The 21,912-nt window shown below is 37.3% G+C and carries 16 protein-coding genes; 10 read left to right on the plus strand and 6 right to left on the minus strand.

Annotated features, from left to right (window positions below; all coding sequences use genetic code 11):
- The first annotated feature begins 45 nt into the window (after window positions 1-45).
- The gene (locus tag P0Y62_01810; protein ID WEK70291.1) at window positions 46-636 is read left to right on the plus strand and encodes a TetR/AcrR family transcriptional regulator; all 591 of its coding nucleotides are present in this window, start codon (window positions 46-48) and stop codon (window positions 634-636) included.
- Window positions 637-787: 151 nt separating this feature from the next.
- A complete protein-coding gene (locus P0Y62_01815; GenBank protein ID WEK70292.1) occupies window positions 788-1,516 on the plus strand; it encodes an SDR family NAD(P)-dependent oxidoreductase in 729 nt (242 codons plus the stop codon).
- A gap of 65 nt (window positions 1,517-1,581) precedes the next feature.
- Here P0Y62_01815 and P0Y62_01820 read toward each other — a convergent pair whose 3' ends face one another.
- Both P0Y62_01820 and P0Y62_01825 read right to left on the minus strand, forming a co-directional pair.
- On the minus strand, window positions 1,582-2,538 hold the full coding sequence (locus tag P0Y62_01820) for a nitrilase family protein (GenBank protein ID WEK70293.1): 957 nt from the start codon (window positions 2,536-2,538) through the stop codon (window positions 1,582-1,584).
- 41 nt (window positions 2,539-2,579) lie between these two features.
- The gene (locus P0Y62_01825) at window positions 2,580-3,419 is read right to left on the minus strand and encodes a helix-turn-helix transcriptional regulator (GenBank protein WEK70294.1); all 840 of its coding nucleotides are present in this window, start codon (window positions 3,417-3,419) and stop codon (window positions 2,580-2,582) included.
- A gap of 570 nt (window positions 3,420-3,989) precedes the next feature.
- On the opposite strand from P0Y62_01825, the gene ilvE reads away from it, so the two are divergent.
- The 7 genes from ilvE to ilvA all read left to right on the plus strand — a co-directional run bounded on the left by ilvE (window position 3,990) and on the right by ilvA (window position 13,908).
- Entirely contained in the window at window positions 3,990-4,892 is a 903-nt protein-coding gene (gene ilvE, locus P0Y62_01830) for a branched-chain-amino-acid transaminase (protein ID WEK70295.1), read from the plus strand.
- On the plus strand, window positions 4,885-6,570 hold the full coding sequence (gene ilvD / locus P0Y62_01835; GenBank protein WEK70296.1) for a dihydroxy-acid dehydratase: 1,686 nt from the start codon (window positions 4,885-4,887) through the stop codon (window positions 6,568-6,570). Before ilvE ends, ilvD begins: the two co-directional genes overlap by 8 nt.
- Before the next feature lie 102 nt (window positions 6,571-6,672).
- Window positions 6,673-8,415: a biosynthetic-type acetolactate synthase large subunit gene (ilvB, locus tag P0Y62_01840; protein WEK70297.1), complete on the plus strand. Its 1,743-nt coding sequence runs from the start codon at window positions 6,673-6,675 to the stop codon at window positions 8,413-8,415.
- A gap of 9 nt (window positions 8,416-8,424) precedes the next feature.
- Complete coding sequence (gene ilvN / locus P0Y62_01845; GenBank protein WEK70298.1) at window positions 8,425-9,015, plus strand: acetolactate synthase small subunit; 591 nt, start codon at window positions 8,425-8,427, stop codon at window positions 9,013-9,015.
- Window positions 9,016-9,211: 196 nt separating this feature from the next.
- Window positions 9,212-10,693, plus strand: a complete 1,482-nt coding sequence (ilvC, locus tag P0Y62_01850; protein ID WEK70299.1) for a ketol-acid reductoisomerase — start codon at window positions 9,212-9,214, stop codon at window positions 10,691-10,693.
- 323 nt (window positions 10,694-11,016) lie between these two features.
- Window positions 11,017-12,468, plus strand: a complete 1,452-nt coding sequence (locus P0Y62_01855) for an ATP-binding cassette domain-containing protein (protein ID WEK70300.1) — start codon at window positions 11,017-11,019, stop codon at window positions 12,466-12,468.
- 171 nt (window positions 12,469-12,639) lie between these two features.
- Window positions 12,640-13,908 carry a threonine ammonia-lyase IlvA gene (gene ilvA / locus P0Y62_01860; GenBank protein WEK70301.1) on the plus strand — a complete coding sequence of 423 codons (1,269 nt, stop codon included), beginning with the start codon at window positions 12,640-12,642 and terminating at the stop codon, window positions 13,906-13,908.
- 232 nt (window positions 13,909-14,140) lie between these two features.
- Here ilvA and P0Y62_01865 read toward each other — a convergent pair whose 3' ends face one another.
- Window positions 14,141-15,898, minus strand: a complete 1,758-nt coding sequence (locus P0Y62_01865) for an RICIN domain-containing protein (protein WEK70302.1) — start codon at window positions 15,896-15,898, stop codon at window positions 14,141-14,143.
- Between the two features lie 672 nt (window positions 15,899-16,570).
- Between P0Y62_01865 and P0Y62_01870 the strand changes: the two genes are divergently transcribed.
- Entirely contained in the window at window positions 16,571-16,723 is a 153-nt protein-coding gene (locus tag P0Y62_01870; GenBank protein WEK70303.1) for an SDR family oxidoreductase, read from the plus strand.
- 213 nt (window positions 16,724-16,936) lie between these two features.
- On the opposite strand, the gene P0Y62_01875 is transcribed toward P0Y62_01870, so the two are convergent.
- From P0Y62_01875 to P0Y62_01885, 3 genes are all read right to left on the minus strand, one after another.
- A complete protein-coding gene (locus P0Y62_01875; protein WEK70304.1) occupies window positions 16,937-19,399 on the minus strand; it encodes a glycoside hydrolase family 3 C-terminal domain-containing protein in 2,463 nt (820 codons plus the stop codon).
- A gap of 120 nt (window positions 19,400-19,519) precedes the next feature.
- On the minus strand, window positions 19,520-20,398 hold the full coding sequence (locus P0Y62_01880; GenBank protein WEK70305.1) for an alpha/beta hydrolase: 879 nt from the start codon (window positions 20,396-20,398) through the stop codon (window positions 19,520-19,522).
- A 192-nt stretch (window positions 20,399-20,590) separates the two neighbouring features.
- Entirely contained in the window at window positions 20,591-21,757 is a 1,167-nt protein-coding gene (locus P0Y62_01885) for an alpha/beta hydrolase-fold protein (GenBank protein WEK70306.1), read from the minus strand.
- Window positions 21,758-21,912: the final 155 nt, after the last annotated feature.

Raw genomic sequence — 21,912 nt, forward strand, 5'->3', positions numbered from 1 at the left:
TTAAAATAAACTTTTTAGTACATTTGTAGCGTAAAGTAGAAAACGATGCTAACAAAAGCGGAAAAAACCAAACTATTTATCTTAGAAACAGCCAGTCCTCTTTATAATGAGAAGGGGATTTCTGGCGTGAGTATAGATGATGTTTTGGAGGCAACAAAATTGACAAAAGGATGTATCTATGGACACTTCAATGGAAAAGAAGATCTGTCTGAACAGGTTATTGAATTTTCTTTAAAAAAAATATCTGCAAAGGTCGGGACTATAATTGCGAAAGGTAAAACGGCAAAAGAAAAAATTTTCTTATACCTTGATTTTTATAAAAATCCTATTGATACCTATATTGCAGGAGGCTGCCCTATATTTAACACTGCTGTTGAGGCAGATGATAATTTCCCGATCATTAAGAAAAAAGTTGCTGCAGTACTTCTTGCTAGCTATAAAGATATTTCCCAAATTTTAAAAGGAGGTATCGAAGGTGGAGAATTTTCAGATAAACTAAATGCTGATGTTTTTGCTTTCAAAATGCTGTCTGCTGTAGAAGGTGGACTTGTATTAAGCAGAACAATGGACTCCCAAAAATTGATGATTGAACTCATAAAAGACCTTAAAAAAGAATTAGAGCAGTATTTGCTATAATTTTTTTTGTATTAAAATATACTAAAAAGTATATTTTAGAAAAGGGCTTTATATATTCAAAGATAAAGGTTCAAAGATTATCCTTCCCTAAATAAATAATAAAGTCTACATAAAGAAAACATAATTCAAAAATTACATAAAATTATTCAAAATGAAAACAACAGGTAATACCATATTTATTAGTGGTGGAAGCGCAGGAATTGGATTGGCAATTGCTAAAAAACTAAGTGAAGCAGGAAACAAAATTATTATTAACGGGCGTAATGAAGAGCGTCTTCAGAAAGCTTTAATAGAGTTGAAAAATGCAGTCGGCATTCAAGGTGATCTGGCTGTGGAAGCAGATCGAATTCGTATCGCAGAAGAGCTGAAAACGAATTATGCAGATGTTAATATTATTGTCAACAATGCGGGAGCTGCGTTTGGTTATTTATTGAGTGAAACTACCAATGCGCACGAAAAAGCATTACAGGAAATGAATACCAATTATTTTGCAATTATTCATTTCACAGAATTGATGCTTCCTCATTTATTGGGTAAAGAAGCGGCTGCAGTTGTTAATATTTCATCTATAGCTGTTTATGGAAGTCTTAAAGTTTTACCAACCTATGGAGCAAGCAAAGCTGCATTACACAGTTATACAACTGCCCTGAGAAAAACTTATGAGGACCAAAAAAATCTTCAGATTTATGAAGTATATCCGCCATTGGTAAACACTGAATTCTCAGCTGAAATAGGTGGATCAGCAGGTATTCCGCCAAGTGAGGTTGCAGATGAATTGTTCATAGGACTGGAGAATAATTTATTTGATATTCCGGTAGGTGATACTAAGTTGTATGCAAATGCTATTGGTGAAGCGATGTCAAAACTGACTCAGTCTTAATATAAATAAACCAATCATTTTCCATATCAAAAGTTAATGATTGGTATTTATTTCACTTTTAAATTTTAACTATTGTTGGGATGCAACCAAACTATTTTTTGAGTTGATTCATGTTCTCGTCCGAGAATGTCTCGATACAGATCGGGTCGTCGTGCATTAATATAACGATATCCGCCGGCTTGCATGAGTTTTTCGTGTGTAATGGTTGTAATGACAAAACTATCTTCAAATGTACGGCATTCAGCAAGAATATCCCCGAATGGATCTAAAATCATGGAACACCCATTTTTTAATTGATCATCATCCATGCCGATAGGATTTGAGAAAACAACATAAACTGCATTGTCATAAGCTCTAGCTGGTAACCATTTCATCAGCCAGCTGCGTCCTTTCATTCCGTCAAATTCCAAGCGTAGTGACGTTGGATCGTTTTCTCGGTTCTGCCAGAGCTGAATATCTACGAAGCCTGCTCCGGGCCGAGACGAAGGTGTACACATCGTCACATGAGGCATAAAAATTATATCGGCACCCAATAATTTTGTCGCACGTACATTTTCAATCACATTATTATCATAACAGATTAAAATACCACATTTCCATCCTTTAATTTCAAAAATGGTATAGTTTTGTCCTGCAGTTAGATGAGGATTTATAAAAGGATGTAACTTACGGTGTTTTGCAATTAATCCATTGCCGTCTACACAGATGTAAGGCTTGTATAAATTATCATTTTCATCTTTCTCAAATAAACCCGCAAGAATAATGATATTATATTTAGCCGCTATCGCAATCAGTTGCCGGGTACTTTCCCCGTCGGGAACAAGTTCGGCGATAGCAAGCATTTGCTCTTTATCTAAATTTCGTGCAAAGGTATAACCTGTAATGGAGCATTCGTGAAAAGCAATCACTTCCGCTCCTTGTGCGGCAGCTTCTTGTGCCAATTTTTCAATAACAGAAAGATTATAGGCTTTGTCCGCACTTTTATGCTCAAACTGTGCGGTTGCCATTTTTAATTTGTCCATATTTTTTTGTTTAATCGATGGACAAAGCTAAACCAACATCCTTAAGCCAAATTGTATAAACCCGACATCTGATTAAGACCGTCTTTAAATTCCATAAAATTTACGGCGAGCCTGTTTGTGCTATTTAAATACTGGGAAGGTGTGATGCCTGTATATTTTTTAAACATTCTGATAAGATGAGACTGATCGAAATATCCGCTTTCATAGCTGATGCCGGTCAGATTGGCTTCAGTTGGTTTATTACGGAGTAATTTCAGAAAGGAGTGAAGTTGGATGATATTGACATATTTTTTTGGACTCATTCCGACTTGTTGTGCAAATATTCTTTCTATGTGCCGCTCAGTATAACCAGTATAGTGAATAAGTTGTTCAATAGTTACCAAACCTTTATGCTGATCGATATGCTGCAGTACTTCAGGAAGTAAAGTTTGACCTGGGGATTTGCGTTTAAGTGATAATTCATAAAAGAAGATATTTAAGGCATTTACTTTCTCTGTTGCATATGTAAGATTGAAAAGGCTTTCATAGAGATTATTAGCTAGCGATCCAAAAATTTCCTGTGAGCTAATGATCTGGTCTTTTAAATCAATAGCGGGAATGCCAAGCAGCCTGTACAGTCCATCGGGCTGAAATACAACAATAATAAAGGAAGCCTGTTCGAAAAAGGTGAGATCTTGAAAATGACTGATCTGGCCATATAAAAATGAATTCGGAAGGTGCTGACTGTGATTGATAGATAAGTTGCTTTTATTCAGAAGGAATACCATCCCGGTATTTCCATCCGAAAATAAACGCAGTTTTTTATGCTGATCATGAGCACTTTCCAAAAAAAGATAGTGTTTAATATAGGGAGCTAAAATTTTTATTGGAAGTATCTGCATAAGCCGGATCCGGAAATTTACTATCTCAAATGTACGCATTTCCCATTGTTATGGAAAATGAAGTAAAGCTCAATTTTTAAAGTCTAAAGAATAGAAATAGTGTGTTCTTAAAAATCTATCATATTAATCGGTGTTTTTTGTTTTTCTTTAATATAACTGTGTGAAAAATTAGAACAGAATATCAAAATTCCTTGTTTTAAATAAAATTTTAGACATCGTAATTATGATTATTGCAATCTGTTGAAAGTAAGTGTTTTACGTGTTGTTTGCTGTTTGGTGGATATCGTAAAAAAAATAATATTTAGTGTGTTTTTGATAATGTTAAGGCTAAAATTTTATTAAAAAATCAATGTTTATTCAAATTAGTTTATACATTTGTATCGTTCAAAACGAGCAGATATGAATAAAACAATAATTATTTTCTTCATCCTTGTCATTATCGGATTCCGGTGGTGAGTGATGGCTTGTGATAATTATTGAAATTGAAATAATACAGACCATTCTCATCACGAGAATGGTTTTTTTATTTAAAAAAATAAAACAATAATAAATATAAAAAATCAATACAAAATGTATTACAATGACGACAGTGTTCTCTTTTTTGATGGGGAATATGTGAAAGCAAAAGAAGCCAAGACTGACTTGTACGGTCAATCGTTGCATTACGGATATGCCGTTTTCGAAGGAATTAAATCTTATAAAACAGCCAATGGAACCAAAATTTTCAAAGCAGAGGAACATTACGACAGACTTCGTAAATCTGCAGAAACAATGATGATGCCTTTCGATTATTCTACCGAAGAAATGGTTGAAATTACCTACCAACTTTTGGAACTGAATAATCTGAGCAATGCTTACATTCGTCCATTAGTGATTTGTTCTCCGAATATGTCGTTGTCAAAAGGTCAAAAAAGTTATCTCGTAATCGAGGTTTGGAATTGGGATAATGGTTATATGGCAAACAAAATGAGAATTATGACGTCGTCATTTGAACGTCCAAACCCCAAAGCTTTCAAGGTGGAAGCAAAAGTGAGCGGTCATTATGTAAACTCCATTTTGGCTTGTCAGGAAGCTAAGGACAAAGGTTTCGACGAAGCTTTAGTCTTAGATGCTCAAGGAAATGTAGCAGAAAGTTCCGGCGCCAATATTTTCTTTGAAAAAGACGGAAAGCTTTTCACACCAGCAAAAGGAAGTATTCTTCCTGGAATTACAAGAGCTACTGTTTTTGAAATCTGCAGTCAATTAGGAATTCCTTACGAGGAAAAGTTCTTCAAACCAGAAGAAATGAAAGGTGCAGATGCAGGATTTTTCTGCGGAACGGCGGCGGAAATTGTGGCTTTGGATTCTCTTGATAACGTTCCTTTCAAACTGAATTGGGAAGACAGTTTATCATCTAAAGTTCAGACAGCTTATCGTCATCTTGTGTTAGAAGAAGATTATTCATACCTGAAATCAAAATTGCAATATGTGTAACGTAGAATTGAATAAATATTCCAAAACACTGACGAAAGACCCGACTCAGCCTGCAACTCAGGCAATGTTTTACGGGATTGGTTTTCAAAAGGAAGACTTCGACAAAGCACAGATTGGAATTGCAAGTATGGGTTACGACGGCAATACTTGCAATATGCACCTCAATGGTCTTGCTGAGATTGTGAAAAAAGGAGTTAAAGAACAGAATTTGGTCGGATTAATGTTCCACACCATCGGAATCAGTGACGGAATGACCAACGGAACCGACGGAATGCGCTATTCTCTCGTAAGTCGCGACATCATTGCAGATTCTATCGAAGCCGTTTGTGCCGGACAATATTACGACGGATTGATTACAGTTCCCGGTTGCGACAAAAATATGCCAGGTTCTCTGATGGCAATGGCTCGTCTCAACCGTCCTTCGATAATGGTTTATGGCGGAAGTATTGCGCCGGGACATTACAAAGGCGAAGATTTGAACATCGTTTCAGCTTTCGAAGCATTGGGAAACAAAATCGCAGGTAAAATTTCTGAAGAAGATTTCCAAGGAGTAATTCAAAATTCCTGTCCAAGCGCAGGTGCGTGTGGCGGAATGTACACGGCAAACACAATGGCTTCCGCAATTGAAGCTCTTGGAATGAGTTTACCTTATTCTTCGTCTTACCCTGCACTTAGTAAAGAGAAAAAAGAAGAATGTCAGTTTGCCGGACATTACGTTAAAATCCTTTTGGAGAAAGACATCAAACCATCCGATATAATGACACCAAAGGCTTTCGAAAATGCTTTAAGGCTGATTATGATTCTGGGTGGAAGTACCAATGCGGTTCTCCATTTTATAGCGATTGCAAAATCTATCGGATACAATTTGACTTTGGATGATTTCCAAAAAATCAGTGATGAAACACCATTTTTAGCCGACCTTAAACCAAGTGGAAAATATCTGATGGAAGATCTTCACAAAGTTGGTGGAGTTCCGGCTGTGATGAAGTATTTATTGGATTTAGGCTTGCTTAATGGAGATTGTTTAACGGTTACAGGGAAAACTATTGCCGAAAATCTGGAGCACGTCACTTCAATTATCGACAGACAGCAAAATATCATTCACGATATCAAAAATCCAATCAAAGAAACCGGACATATCAGAATTATGTACGGAAATCTTGCTGAGAAAGGTTCTGTTGCAAAAATCACAGGAAAAGAAGGTGCTTATTTTAAAGGAACAGCGATTGTTTTCGACGGAGAAAAAGAATTCATCAAAGGTATCGAAGACAAAAAAATTCAGGAAGGAAATGTAGTTGTAATCAAGAACGAAGGTCCAAAAGGTGCTCCAGGAATGCCAGAAATGTTGAAACCTACTTCCGCTTTGATGGGTTCTGGCTTAGGTAAAAATGTTGCGTTGATTACTGACGGAAGATTTTCAGGCGGAACGCACGGTTTCGTTGTAGGTCACATTACGCCTGAAGCTTTTGCCGGAGGATTAATTGGTTTAATTAAAGATGGTGACGTGATTGAATTGGATGCAGAAAAAAATACCATCAACGCACTGTTGTCGGACGAAGAAATTGCCAGTAGAAAAGCCAGTTTCATTCAACCTGAATATAAAGTAAAAAGCGGTGTGTTATACAAATATGCCAAGTCTGTAGCAGATGCGTCGCAAGGTTGTGTAACCGACTTGTAACCGATAAAGAATGAAATAAAATACAATCCAAACAAAGAACCTAAAGGATTCAATTTGAATCACCGTAGGTGTAACTTATGGAGTAAATGAAAAATATTAAAAATGAATAATACCATTTCACGAATAGAAAATATAGAATTAGAACAGCCAAAAGCGATAGAAATATCAGGTTCAAAAGCCGTTTTAGAAGCTCTGTTACAAGAAAATGTCGACACGATTTTCGGTTATCCTGGTGGCGCAATTATGCCGATTTATGATGCGTTGTACGATTATTCCGAAAAACTAAAACATATTTTGGTTCGCCACGAACAGGGCGCAATCCACGCTGCACAGGGATTTGCAAGAACTTCGGGGAAAACCGGAGTCGTGTTCGCAACCAGCGGTCCCGGTGCAACCAATTTGGTAACAGGTTTAGCAGATGCGATGATAGACAGCAATCCGATTGTCTGCATTACAGGTCAGGTTTTCGCCTCACTTTTGGGAACGGATGCTTTTCAGGAAACGGACGTTATCAACATCACTACACCTGTTACAAAATGGAATTATCAGGTAACCGATGCAACAGAAATTCCTGAAGCAATAGCCAAAGCTTTTCACATTGCAAGTACAGGTCGTCCCGGTCCGGTTTTAATTGATATTACCAAAAATGCTCAGCTCCAATTATTCGGATATTTAGGTTACAAAAAATGTAATCACATCAGAAGTTATCGCCCTGAACCGGAAATCAGAAATGAATACATTGAGCAGGCTGCAGAATTAATTAATCAAGCAAAAAAACCATTTGTACTGTTTGGGCAAGGTGTGATTTTAGGAAAAGCAGAGGAAGAATTCAAAGCATTTATTGAAAAAATAAATCTTCCCGCAGCAGCAACTGTAATGGGATTGAGTGCGCTTCCAACGAACCACAAACTACATGTCGGAATGCTGGGAATGCACGGCAATTATGCACCAAATGTTATGACCAACGAATGCGATGTTCTGATTGCGGTCGGAATGCGTTTCGACGACAGAGTAACTGGACGTTTGGATAAATATGCGAAACAGGCAAAAATTATCCATCTTGATATTGACCCTGCCGAAATCGATAAAAACGTGAAAACAACTGTTCCGGTTTGGGGAAATTGTAAAAAGACGCTTCCACTTTTAACTGCTTTATTGAAAGACAATGACCATTCCGGATGGCTGGAAAAATTCCGTGAGTTGGAAAAAGAAGAGGTTAAAGAAGTCATTCAAAATGAACTTAATCCAACAACTGATGTAATGACAATGGGAGAAGTCATCAAAGTTCTTAATGAATTAACAAATGGTGATGCAATCATCACAACCGATGTTGGTCAGCATCAAATGGTTGCCTGTCGATATGCGAATTTCAATAATTCCAAATCCAGCGTAACATCTGGAGGCTTGGGAACAATGGGATTTGGTTTACCAGCCGCAATTGGCGCTTGGTATGGTGCACCGGAAAAAACAGTGGTTGCAATCATTGGAGATGGCGGATTCCAAATGACGTTGCAGGAATTGGGAACAATTATGCAGTTCGGAGCGAAGGTTAAAATCCTCATTCTCAATAATGAATTTCTTGGAATGGTAAGACAATGGCAGCAATTGTTCCACGATAGACGGTATTCTTTCGTAAACATTACAAGTCCGGATTTCGTGGCAGTTGCAAAAGGTTATTATATCGATGGACAGAAAATTTCCGAAAGAAAAGATCTGAAAACCGCTTTGGAAACAATGCTTAATCAAGATGGAGCTTATCTTCTTGAAGTAATGGTTGGGAAAGAAAATAACGTTTTTCCAATGGTAGCACAAGGAACTTCGGTTTCAGAAATCAGACTTAAATAAAAGAAGAAAATGGAGAAACAAGAATTTACCATCACATTATACACCGAGAATTCGGTCGGATTAATCGGCAGAATATCTGGGATTTTCTCACGCAGAAAAATAAATATCGAGAGTCTTAATACTTCTCCTTCCGAAGTCGAAGGCATTCACAGATTCACAATTCTCATCAATGAAACAGAGGAAGTCGTAAGGAAACTCTGCCGTCAGCTGGAAAAACAAATCGATGTTCTGAAAGCTTATTTCAATACCGATGACGAGATTGTCTGGCAGGAGCAGGCACTTTACAAAGTTCCCGCAGATGTTGTGACAGAAAAGGTCTATGTAGAACGGTTACTTCGTCAGTATGGCGCATCCACGGTTGTGATTCGTCAGGATTACATCGTTTTTGAAACAGCAGGACATCGGGAAGAAATCGACCGATTGACCGAAGAACTCAATAAATATGGTCTCATCGAGTTTGTGAGAGGTGCAAGAATCGCCATCATCAAAAACAGCGCAGGAATCCACGAAAAAGTCCTCGAGTTTGAAAAAAGAGAACCTTCACCCGAACTCATAGAAAACGAATATCTCGACAAAAGAGACGATGTTTTCACAATGTAAATAAAGAATCAAACTTTGTTGAGCGTAAGCGTCTTAGTGAACTTAAAAATATTCAATTGTTAAAAAATCTTCGTGCGCTTTGTGTTTAATTTTCAATACATATTCAAAACAAAATTTAAAAATCAAAAAATATTAATCCTAAAAAGTAGTTACGGTAATCTTTTTACTTGATACTTTTTACTTTTTACTTAAAAATATGGCAAATTATTTCAATACCTTATCACTCAGAGACCAGTTACATCAGTTAGGACAGGCAGAATTTATGGACACCTCAGAGTTTTCTGATGGCGTTTCTGCATTGAAAGGAAAGAAAATCGTAGTAGTTGGTTGCGGAGCTCAGGGGCTGAATCAAGGTCTGAATCTGAGAGATAGCGGACTGGATGTTTCTTACGCATTGCGTCAGGAAGCTATCGACCAAAAGAGAGATTCGTGGAAAAACGCAACCGAAAATAATTTCAAAGTCGGAACTTACGAAGAACTGATTCCAACTGCGGATTTGGTAATTAATTTGACTCCGGACAAACAACATACTTCCGTGATTAATGCAGTTCAGCCTTTGATGAAACAGGGTGCGACTTTGTCTTATTCACACGGTTTCAATATCGTGGAAGAAGGAATGCAAATCCGTAAAGATTTGACGGTGATTATGGTTGCTCCAAAATGCCCGGGTTCCGAAGTTCGTGCCGAATATCTGCGTGGTTTCGGTGTTCCAACGTTGATTGCCGTTCATCCCGAAAATGATCCTCAGGGAAAAGGTTGGGCAGAAGCAAAAGCGTATTGCGTGGGAACTGGCGGTCATAAAGCCGGTGTTTTGAAATCCTCTTTCGTTGCCGAAGTGAAGTCAGATTTAATGGGCGAGCAGACCATTTTATGCGGACTTTTGCAGACCGGTTCTATTCTTTCGTTTGACAAAATGGTGGAGAAAGGTGTTGATGCAGGTTACGCTTCCAAACTGGTTCAATACGGCGTTGAGGTAATTACAGAAGCCTTGAAACACGGCGGTGTGAGCGGAATGCTGGACAGACTTTCCAATCCTGCAAAACTAAAAGCGTTCGAATTGTCCGAAGAATTGAAAGACATTATGCGTCCACTTTTCCAGAAACATCAGGACGATATTATTTCGGGCGAATTTTCTAAAACAATGATGGAAGACTGGGCAAACGGCGATGCCAATCTTTTGAAATGGAGAGCTGAAACAGGAGAAACCGCTTTCGAAAAAACACCTGCAGGCGATGTGAAAATCGAGGAGCAGGAATATTTTGATAATTACCTTTTGATGTCGGCATTCATCAGAGCGGGCGTTGAATTGGCGTTCGAAACAATGGTTGAAGCCGGAATAAAGCAGGAATCCGCTTATTACGAGTCACTTCACGAAACACCTTTGATTGCGAATACCATCGCACGAAAAAAACTGTTCGAGATGAATCGTGTGATTTCCGACACCGCAGAATACGGCTGTTATCTTTTCGACCAGGCTTGTAAACCTTTGCTGGCAGATTTTATGAAATCAGTGGATACAGATTTGGTTGGAAAAGACTTTAACGAAGGCAAAAAAGCTTCGGTTGACAACGCTCAATTAGTTCATGTAAACGATATTTTGAGAAATCATCCTGTAGAAATTGTCGGCAGAAAACTGCGTCAGGCAATGACGGCGATGAAGTCGATTAAAACAGTTTAAAATTAGGAGCTAATCCCGCTTTGAGTTTATGCTGAGCGTCGTCGAAGTGCTATATCTTTTGCTCTTCGTTCCTCATCACAAAAGGATGCCGCTGCAATCGGGGCTAGGGGATTTGTCATAAAAATAAAGTTTGTTCCTAAATTCAAATTTTGTCATTCCATATAAAACCTAATGAGATAGTTTAAAACTGTTGAAATTCCTACGGAATGACAAATTATATGCAAAACCTTTTCTAAGCGAAGCGGCTTTGTGAACTTAAAACAGTTAGTTAATAAAAAAAATCTTTGTGCACTTTGTGTTCAAAATTGATTCAAAAAATAAAAATGTCAATCCCAATCATCCACATTTCAAACCTGAATTTCCAGTATGACAAACCCGTACTGAACCATTTCGACTGGGAAATATCTTCCGGTGAATGCTGGATGCTGGGCGGATTGAGTGGAAGCGGGAAAACAACTTTAGCCAAAATCATTTCGGGAGAAATCAAAAACTTTGAAGGAAAAGTTGAGGTCAATTTTAGTGAAAAATCAAACTTGCAGAAGAAAGTTCTGTACGTTTCCAACTGGTTTCAATTCCGTAATCTGGAAGGCGACCGCAATTTTTATTATCAACAGCGATATAATCAATTGGCTAAAAATGATACCCTAACCGTTTTTGCAGAGCTGAATCATTTTGGAAAAGAAGAAAATCTGGATTTTGGAATTTTGGAATCCTATTTAGAGCCGTTTGGATTTGAAAATTTTAAAAATCAGCAATTGATAGAATTGTCAAGCGGCGAACATAAAAAATTACAATTACTGAAAGCACTTTGGCTAAAACCTCAGGTTCTGATTATCGACCAACCTTACACAGGTTTGGATGTCAAATCGAGAGACTTTTTGAATGAGGCTTTTTATAATCTGAATCAGGAAAATGTCACATTGATTTTGATAAATAACGATGACGAATATCCTGAAAGTGTTCAGTATTTTGTAGAAATAGAAAACGGAAAATTAGTTCATAGAAATTCTCCAAAAGACTTTTCCAAAGGCGAAGAAAGAGTTCCAAAATCGCTACCTTTTTTCTTGCAAAATAATCAGGTAAACGAACAGGAAAGTCTCATCAGATTAGAAAATATCAATATTTCTTACGGCGAAAAACAGGTCCTGAAAAATATTGATTGGGAAGTCAATTCCGGAGAACAATGGCTGTTGCAAGGTCATAATGGTTCTGGAAAATCAACATTATTAAGTTTGTTGAATGGCGACCATCCACAAGCTTACACCAATGAAATTCATCTTTTCGGACAAAAACGGGGAAGTGGTGAAAGTATCTGGGACATCAAAGAAAAAATCGGGATGATTTCACCAGAGTTACATTGGTATTTTGATATGAATTCAAATGTAGGCCAAACCATCGCTTCAGGTTTTTTTGATTCGATGAGTTTGTATCAGAAACTGAGTTTTGACCAGCAACAACAGTTGGAACAGATACTTTATTTTTTCGATTTGAAAGATGATAAAAATAAGAAATTAAATACACTTCCACTTGGAAAACAACGTTTGGCTTTACTCGCAAGAACATTAATCAAAAAACCAAAACTTCTGATTCTGGATGAACCCTGCCAAGGAATGGACAATGAACAGACGCAATATTTCAATCAGGTAATTGATGATTTGGCAGGCCAGGGACAATCGTTAATTTACGTTGGGCATTTTGAATCTCAATTACCAAAAAAACTCAGTCATAAACTCGTTTTGGAAAACGGAACGACAAAAATTAAAGAAATGATTTAACCACAAAAGTCACAAAAGTTTTTTTAAGCTTTAAAAAGATACGTTTATAGTTCACAAAAAAGAATGTCAAAAATAATGAATGTTTTGTGAGCTTCTTATTTTCAATTGTTTATACTTAAGAGAAATAATATCTTTTGTGACTTTTGTGATTTAAAAAAATCAAAAAAATAAATGAAGATGAACGAAACGCTTATATTTCCAACATTGGAAGCGGTGAAAGAAGCCCGGAAAAGTATAGAAAATGTTGTGAATTACACGCCTTTACAATACAATGCGAGATTATCAGAAAAATTTGCAGCAAATATTTTCCTGAAAAGAGAAGATTTGCAACCAGTGAGGTCATACAAACTGCGAGGCGCCTACAATAAAATCAAAACTCTTTTTAACGAAGGCAAAGTTTCTCAAGGAATAGTCTGTGCCAGCGCAGGAAATCACGCTCAGGGAGTGGCTTTATCGTGTAAACAACTCCAAATCAAAGGAACGATTTTTATGCCCGTGACTACTCCAAAACAAAAGCTGGAACAGGTTGAAATGTTCGGCGGAAACTTCGCTGAAATTAAATTAGTCGGAGATACTTTCGATGCTTCAAAAAATGCAGCTTTGGAATTTGCGAAAACTTCGGGAGCAGCTTTTATTCATCCTTTTGATGATGTTCAGATTATCGAAGGACAGGCAACTTTGGCATTGGAAATATTAGAACAACAAAAAGAAAATATTGATTTTGTTTTCATTCCGATTGGTGGTGGCGGTTTAGCTTCCGGAATTTCTACCGTTTTTAAAGAGTTATCAAAAGAAACTCAGTTAATCGGCGTTGAACCAAAAGGTGCGCCTTCTATGAGAACTTCTATCGATAATAATCTGAATACAGAACTTTCAGAAATCGATGGTTTTGTTGACGGTGCAGCTGTGAAAAGAGTAGGAGATTTGACTTTTGAGATATGCAGAAATACGCTTGCAGACTGTATTCCTGTAGATGAAGGGAAGATTTGTGATACGATTCTTCAGTTATATAATAAAGATGCAATTGTCTTGGAACCAGCTGGAGCTTTGTCGATTTCGGCTTTGGAACAATATCGAAATCAGATTAAAGGCAAAAATGTGGTCTGCATTGTGAGTGGAAGCAACAACGACATTACCAGAATGGAGGAAATCAAAGAACGGGCTTTGCTTTACAATGGTTTGAAACATTATTTTATGGTGAAATTCCCACAGCGTCCGGGTTCTTTGAAAGATTTTGTTCTGAATGTTCTCGGCGAAAATGACGACATCACCCATTTTGAATATACCAAGAAAAACTCAAGAGAAACCGCTTTGGCAATTGTAGGAATCGAACTTTCCAATATCTCTGATTTCAATGGTTTGAAACAGAGAATGCAAAATCTCGGTTATTTTGAATCTTATCTTAATGATAATCCTGATATGTTGAATATGCTTGTTTAAAACGTTTTTAAAAATACCTAAGCTCATATTCTTTTTTAATGTTAATTGTGTCCAAACTTAAAAGTGAACAATTTGTTTAGAATTTAAAGCCAGTAAGGCTATAAAGTATTTGTTACAGTATGAATTTTTTAGCATTTGATCAAAAAATTTCTCGGTAAGGATTTACTTACCGAGAAATGGTATAAGAATTTGGAATACGATAATAGCTTTTATTTTTGTACTTCCAAGATGCTTAGTTCATGGCTATAAATTTAAACTTGAATAATTGACAGGATGTACCATAATAATCCCAAAGTTGTAAGTTTGAATTGCCATCCATAGTACAATTAGGAATGTCCCAGCCACGTGTGGCATCTACCTTTGATAGGATTTTATAATAGCCATTCGAAACAGCAACTACCTGCCATGCCTGTGCATCATTCCCATAGTTCTGCCAAAGCCGGATTGACGTTCCTAGTGTATTGCTGTTACTGGTCAGATCAATACATCGATTTGTTGCACTGGCTTTAGACACAAAACGCCAGTATCCATTGCCTGCGTCGATGGCAACCCAACGTTGTGCCGAAGCACCATTTCTTGTCCATGGTCTTAGTACTGCACCATTGGCGTCTTCCCCGGATTTTAGATCAAGTACTTTGTTGGCATCAGTTTGAAACTCAATCTCGTAAATACCATTATTGACCAGGCTACTAGTTGTGTTACAATTTGAAGAGGGATAGTTGGAGGATGCATATTGCTGAAACCACTGTTTGGCCGGGGCGGCACAAGCCTCCCAATCATTGTTGAAAGCAGTTCCAGCATTAGGGTCACCCTTATGGAGCAGATCATCAGGGGAAAGAAGATTCCAGCTTACATTGCCTGATTGATCTACAATATATTTTAGATTTGCACCAAATCCGTTTCCACCTGCTGTTCCGGTTGTTCCAGTACCAAAGGTGCCATATCCTTGTGGTGCCCAGTCGGTCTCGGTAATAACAATTGGAGCAATGTCTGCGACCGGTTTAACATTAATATTCCATGCATTTTGAAAGGATTGATAATTATTGACACCGCCCCAGTAACCCGGGTAAATGTGAACAGCATAGCCAATATTACCTCCTGTGATCTGATTATTAACATAGCCTTGATAATGCGATTGCCATCCCGTACCCGGTATCCAGCAAACATTATTAGCTCCGTTATTACGAATAATATTGACCAACGGTTGGAAGAAGTTTTTAAGTGCTGCAAAATGCTCGTTTCCCGTTGATCCCCATGTGCCGTTTGTTCCCAGGATTTCAACTGGTTCATTGGCTAATTCGAACATTACATTATCAGCATTCTTTAAGCCTGGGTGCTGCGATAAATAGGTCCATACGGTTTTAAGATAACTATGATAAGCGTCGTTTACAGCAATACGACTTGGACATACGCCTGGTGGACGTAGGATGACATACATTCCCAGACTGCGGGCATGGTTAATCAGTGGAATTATCACCTGATCTGTGTAAGTCACCAAGCGGTTATAATTGAATCTTGAGATATCGTTTTCAGGGATAGCCGGTCCAGGATCATTGGTCCAATACGGATCAATGTGAAGGCGAATATAATTGAGATACCAGCCATCGGCAGTGTTGCTGAGTTTATCCATAACAGCTTTGTTATAGTTTAGAGCTCCCTGAACATTGTAATTGTCCCAGGTACAGTAGCCGGAATTGGCACCATATTGACATCCATTAAACCAAGGGCTCGGCGTTATGGCGACTCCATGTAAAATTACGTTGTTGTCACAAGGGTCTTTGAGGTATCTGCCTCCGACATGCAGAGTTGGTGTTGCTGCGAATGCTCTCGCACTGATACTTGGATTGGTATCAGTTTCTTCAGGTAAAATTTTTTCTTCCATACGTAAGCAGCTGGAAAGAGTAGTTAACAGGATTACTAGAAGTAACCAAATTTTTTGTGTTCTCATATTTTTATTATTAAGGTGATTAGTAATGTTTTCTTTAGGCATGAGTTTCTCCGCTCTCTATCTTTTTGAACTAGATAATGAGTATTTATATAAATAATAAAGTATAATTCTTAAGATTCTCTAGGAAAAAACTGTAGTGTATAAGATTGAATGTCTTTCTGCCAGATTGCAAGCATGCTTAAAAAATGGATATAAATAAGCTCCATGTAAATTTGAGTTTTCATTTATTATTAGTTTTATATAAAAATAATAAAATTATTGAATATAAATCAATGTTTTTTTATAAATTAACAAAATAAAATCAATATCATAAATGAAATGATTAATAAATGGCTATAATGTTATCTATAATAGAGAAAAACAATGGATCTTATCATAAATTTTCATCAGGAGACTTATAAAATAGAAGAAAATGATTATTTGCTTTGATTTAAACCTTTTATATTGGCTCAAAAAATTATATAAAACCTGATTTTTATTGAAAATTCAAAATCAGTAACTGACTTTTAATCAATAGATTTATTGCAGATATGGATGAATTGACGTTTATAAATCGGACCCTCCTATGTGTTTACTCCTGTCATTTTTTCACCATTTCGGAAACTATATCACAAGGTTTTCTAACGACTACTAATTTTCTGAAACTTTTGAAAACCTTTTTCAATTGAATCTTTAAGGGAATCGCTTTTTTGTTTTAAACGCCCCATAATTAATTTGATGGAAAGTAAATTTTCTAATTTTAAAACAGTTATGAACAGAGTAGGAGATGTTCCTTTGGGAAGAATGTCTGAACCTGACGAAATTGCGAACCTTGTTACATATCTTGTTTCTTCTGAATCAAGATATATCACAAAGCAGATTATTTGATTGATAGCGGTCTAAGTATTGTTGTGTAAATTTTGGGATTTTCAAAATATGAAATCTTCAGGAGTTATTGATAAAATGAGGACTTTACTAAAAACAACGCCAATACAGAAAGTATTGGCGTTGTAAAATAATGAAAAATAATATCCCTTTTATTTTTGAATTTTATTTCTTGCAAGACAATCAAATAATCATTCTAATAATAGAGCTTTATTCTTAGTTTTTAGGTTTCAAATCTTCAAACTTTTCATCCGCAGGCAAAATATGCTGTACTTTTTCAACTACCAATTCTTTCGGAACAGAGAATTCCGTTGTTTGTCTGATGTCTAAAGAAGAAGCTCCGACAGATACTTTATAATTTCCGGCTTCTGCAACCCATGCCGATTTTGCGATTTCGAATGATGCTAAATCTTTCGGATTAAGAGTCAAAGTAATCGTTTGAGATTCTCCAGGTTTCAGATCTTTGGTTTTAGCATACGCTTTCAGCTCAGATTTTGGTTTGTCGATATTTTTTCCCGGAGCTGAAAGGTATAATTCAACCACTTCTTTTCCGGAAACTTTTCCTGTATTTTTTACATCAATAGTTACTTCCAGCTTATTATTAAAAGTCTTTGAACTCGTTTTAATATTTGAATATGCAAAATCCGTATAAGATTTTCCATAACCAAATTCATACGAAGGTTTTATGCCAAACGTATTAAAATAACGATACCCCACATAAACTCCTTCCTTATAGGTCACCTCTTTCGGATTATCTGCAGGAATTCCCGGGAAATTCTTTGACGAAGCGTGATCTGCGTAATTCACAGGGAAAGTCATCGTCAGTTTTCCGGAAGGATTTACCTTTCCGGAAATCACATCTGCAACGGAATGTCCGCCTTCCTGCCCCGGTTGCCAAGCCAAAAGAATGGCATCGACTTTATCTTTCCACGAAGCGGTTTCGATAACACCACCGATGTTTAGAATCACCACCACTTTCTTTCCTTTGGCGTGGAAAGCTTTGGAAATTTTATCCAGCATTTCAATTTCTTCATTCGCTAAATTAAAATCATTATCAACAACTCTGTCACCGCCTTCTCCTGAGTTTCTTCCCAACGTCACGAAAGCGATTTCCGAAGTTTCCGCTTTTCTAGCATAAAATGCGTCATCCAGTTTTATTTCGGGAAGTCTTTCAGGTAATGCTAAAATTCCTCTTGCTTTTCTTCTTTCTTTTTCGGCTGCAACTTCTTTTTCAGCGTGTGGTGTATATAAATCGACCAATTCTTTGTCTAATTTATAACCTGCTGCATTCAATCCTTCCAATAGAGAAACGGTGTGCTTGTTGTTTACACTTCCGCTTCCTGTTCCGCCTGTAATCCAAGCATAAGAAGTTACACCAAATAATGAAATTTCTTTTTGTTTGTTGGCAAAAGGTAAAGCGTTCTGTTCATTTTTAAGCAAAACCATTCCTTCCGTTGCCGCGCTTCTTGTTACTTCTGCGTGTTCTGTAAGGTTAGGTTTATCGCTGTATTTGTATTGTGCGAAAGTTGGCGTTTTGAACACATATTCCAGAATTCTTTTGACATTGAGATTTGCCACTTCCTGAGATAATTTCCCAGAATCCAAAGCTGCCAACAACACTTTTTTCTGAGCTGGAATTCCCGGCATCAAAAGGTCGTTTCCTGCATTCATCTGTTTTACGACATCGGAAATTCCTCCGCTTCTGATGGATTCAAATCCAGGGAAACCACCGAACCAATCGGTCATTACAATTCCTTTGAAACCCCATTCATTTCTCAGAACCTGAGTTAATAAATCTTTTGAATCTGACGTATAAACGCCGTTCACTTTATTGTAAGAAGACATTACCGTCCACGGTTGGGATTCTTTAACTGCGATTTCAAAGTTTCTCAGATATAATTCTCTCATTGCTCTTTCAGAAACGTGCGCATTGATGGTCAAACGATTGGTTTCTTCGTTATTTGCAGCAAAATGTTTGATGGAAGTTCCCACACCTTGAGACTGGATTCCGTTCACAATGGCAGCGGCTGTTTTTCCTGAAATTAGAGGATCTTCGGAATAATATTCGAAGTTTCTACCATTCAACGGGTTTCTTTGAATATTCAGAGCAGGTGCTAAAAGTACATCCACGCCGTATTCTTTCACTTCATTTCCCATTGCTTTTCCCACCTGTTCCAAAAGCGTTTTATTCCAAGTTGAAGCCAAAGCTGTTCCCACGGGAAAAGCCGTTGCATAATAGGTTTTCGAATCATTCGGTCTTGTTGGCGCAATTCTCAACCCTGCAGGTCCGTCTGCAACCACTGTCGCAGGAATTCCGAATCGGTCAAAATTCGCTGTTCCACCCGCTGCTCCGGGAACCAAACCTTGCTTTGAATCTCCGACAGGTCCTGTCAGAACTTCAATTCCGGGCATTCCTGTTCCGATCAGAAGGTTTACTTTTTCTTCGTTGGTCATTTGTTTGATGATGGCATCAATTCTTTTGTCCACCGAAAGTCTTGTATCTTCCCAGACATCCAATTTTCCGTTTTTGTTAAGGTCTTTGAATGTTTTTCCGGCAACGGTAACCGTCGGATTATTTTGAGCCTTTGCAAAAGGCGAAGCTGCTAATAAAGCCAGAAACAATCCTGCAAACTTTGCTTTTTTCGAAAGCATCAGCAAAGTAGTTTCGTTCTTGTTCATAATACGTTTTACTTTTTGTTATTATTGAGAATTTCTGAAATTACGGCAGATAACTGTGCAGGCACAACTACTGCCGTACAAAGAAACTATATAATTGATTTTTTTCAGTTTGATAATGTGTTACAAAAATTTATGAAATCGTAACCAATCCAAATACACATCCGACCATTTATCAACAGGAAGGTTCTGTTTTCCCATTCCGAAACCGTGACCGCCTTTTTCATAAATGTGAAGCTCAACAGGCTGCTTTGCATCGTGCCATTTGGTGTATAGTAAAATAGATTTCGGAGCCAGTTTTAATTGGTCATCGTCTGCTGCACAAATGAACAAAGGCAACTTTTGCTCAGGAACCTGATAACCTAAAACCGCGTCACTAGGACCGCCGTAGATGGAAGCTGCAAAATTCGGAATGGTAGAAGCATCTTCGCTGTGAAGTACACTTTCCAGAATCACACTTGCACCCGCTGAAAAGCCGATAACACCCAATTTTTCCGGATTTACATTGAGTTGAGCTGCATTTTTTCTGATGTAAGAAATGGCAGTTTTAATATCATTTCCTGCCATCACTTTGATCGGTGCTGTTTTGGCATCAAAAGCAGGTCTGTCTTTGATGTTTTCCATCATTTCGCGCGCCGGATCGCCGGTTTTGGTTTCGAGCAAACGGTATTTTAAAACGACTGCCGTAATTCCTTTTTCCTGAAGAATTTTGGCTAAATCTCTTCCTTCTTTATTAATGGAAAGACTCTGAAATCCGCCACCGGGAGCGATTACGATTACTGTTCCGTTGGCTTTAGCCTTTGGCGCTTCGTAGATTTCTATTGCCGGAGCGGCAACATTGTAAACCAAATGGGTTTTGAATAAATCTGAATCCATTTCTTTTTCAGAATAAGTCCAGTTTTCTGATCCCGGAGCTTTTCCTTTGTATAATGGAATTGATTTTTGGGCATTGATGCTATTTAAACCAAAAAGGAATAAGCTTGCTATGATTAATTTTTTCATTGATTTTAATTTTAGATTTAACCACAAAAGGCATAAAAGCTTTTAATACTTTAATTATTTTAAGTAATATTAAACTCCATAAAAAGAGCACTTAAGTTTCGAAAATCTTTAATTTTCATTTTTGTGAACTTTTATAAATATTATTTTTTGCTTAAAAATTTTTGTGACTTTTGTGGTTTTAAAAATTTATGATTATTTGAATAATTGCGGCACAAACTCGTTCAGGTACGTTCTCCAATTGCTCCAAGTGTGGCCGCCTTCAGATTCTACGTATTGATATTTGAAATTCATTTTGTCGAGTTTCTGACGGTATTCTGCTACATTTTTGTAGAGAAAATCAGTCTTTCCGATAGCAATCCAGTACAATTTGTACGAGTTATTTTGCTGGGTTTTCAGTTTTTGATCTAAATTCTGATAAATCGGACTTTTCTTTTCATCTGGCGGAAGAATTGCAGGAGAAAAAAGTCCTACATAATCGAATGTTTTAGGCTGATTGGCAGAGATGTATAGCGAATGAAAACCACCCATCGAAAGTCCTGCAATTGCACGGTCTTTGGCATCAGCTTTTACACGATAATTCGACTCTGTGAAATCCATAATTTCTTTGAAATACATTTCCATATCGCCACTGAAAATATCCGGCGTTCTCATATCGATTTTATAAAAACCTTTGGAAGATTCGCCCGGTGCTGCAGAATTGCTTGTATGACCGTTTGGCATTACAACAATCATCGGTTTTGCTTTTCCCTGGGCAATTAAATTATCTAAAATCTGAGAAGCTCTACCTAAAGTCATCCACGCTTCTTCGTCGCCACCCATTCCGTGAAGCAAATACAAAACCGGGAATTTTTCTTTAGAATTTTCATAACCCGGTGGTGTGTAAACTGTTAATCTTCGGTCTTCTTTCAGTCCGTTTGATTTGTACCATCTTTTGGAAACCGTTCCGTGCGGGACGTTCCGAACTTTGTAATTCTCGGATTGTTTTCCATCAATTAAGATCATGCTCATCACCGATGAAACATCACGAACCTGATAAGAATTGTTCGGGTCGTTGGCTTTTACACCGTCAACAATGAAAGAGTAGGTATAAATATCGGGATTGAAATCATTTTTTGTGAACGACCAAACACCGTCTTTGTCTTTCTGCAAATCCACAAAACCTGCTTCCATTCCTTTTGACGGAAACCAGTTTCCCTGTAATTTTACACTGTTTGCATTGGGCGCGAGCAAACGGAAGGTCGCATTCTGACCGTTGATTTCCGGAGAAATTAAATTTTTCTTCCCGCTGAAATCAAGGTTTTCCTGAGCAAACATTAATGAACTTAGCATTAATGAATAGATTGTGTATCTGATTTTCATATTAAATTGTTTGTTTAACCACAAAAGGCACAAAAGTTTTTTAACACTTTAGTTAATTTAAGCTTAATGCCAATTTTTTTAAGAACACATAAGTTTTGAAAATCTTTGATTTCCATTTTGTGGACTTTCAGGATTATTTTTTAAACTTGAAACTT

Origin of the sequence: Candidatus Chryseobacterium colombiense (assembly GCA_029203185.1) — a bacterium.
Lineage (GTDB): Bacteria > Bacteroidota > Bacteroidia > Flavobacteriales > Weeksellaceae > Chryseobacterium > Chryseobacterium colombiense.

Coding starts and splice junctions, on each gene's coding strand:
- P0Y62_01820 (WEK70293.1), bottom strand. CDS start 2,538: ATGGACAAATTAAAAATGGCAACCGCACAGTTTGAGCATAAAAGTGCG.
- ilvD (WEK70296.1), top strand. CDS start 4,885: ATGTGTAACGTAGAATTGAATAAATATTCCAAAACACTGACGAAAGAC.
- P0Y62_01865 (WEK70302.1), bottom strand. CDS start 15,898: ATGCCTAAAGAAAACATTACTAATCACCTTAATAATAAAAATATGAGA.
- ilvN (WEK70298.1), top strand. CDS start 8,425: ATGGAGAAACAAGAATTTACCATCACATTATACACCGAGAATTCGGTC.
- P0Y62_01825 (WEK70294.1), bottom strand. CDS start 3,419: ATGCAGATACTTCCAATAAAAATTTTAGCTCCCTATATTAAACACTAT.
- ilvA (WEK70301.1), top strand. CDS start 12,640: ATGAAGATGAACGAAACGCTTATATTTCCAACATTGGAAGCGGTGAAA.
- P0Y62_01855 (WEK70300.1), top strand. CDS start 11,017: ATGTCAATCCCAATCATCCACATTTCAAACCTGAATTTCCAGTATGAC.
- ilvE (WEK70295.1), top strand. CDS start 3,990: ATGTATTACAATGACGACAGTGTTCTCTTTTTTGATGGGGAATATGTG.
- P0Y62_01815 (WEK70292.1), top strand. CDS start 788: ATGAAAACAACAGGTAATACCATATTTATTAGTGGTGGAAGCGCAGGA.
- P0Y62_01885 (WEK70306.1), bottom strand. CDS start 21,757: ATGAAAATCAGATACACAATCTATTCATTAATGCTAAGTTCATTAATG.
- P0Y62_01875 (WEK70304.1), bottom strand. CDS start 19,399: ATGAACAAGAACGAAACTACTTTGCTGATGCTTTCGAAAAAAGCAAAG.
- P0Y62_01810 (WEK70291.1), top strand. CDS start 46: ATGCTAACAAAAGCGGAAAAAACCAAACTATTTATCTTAGAAACAGCC.
- ilvC (WEK70299.1), top strand. CDS start 9,212: ATGGCAAATTATTTCAATACCTTATCACTCAGAGACCAGTTACATCAG.
- ilvB (WEK70297.1), top strand. CDS start 6,673: ATGAATAATACCATTTCACGAATAGAAAATATAGAATTAGAACAGCCA.
- P0Y62_01880 (WEK70305.1), bottom strand. CDS start 20,398: ATGAAAAAATTAATCATAGCAAGCTTATTCCTTTTTGGTTTAAATAGC.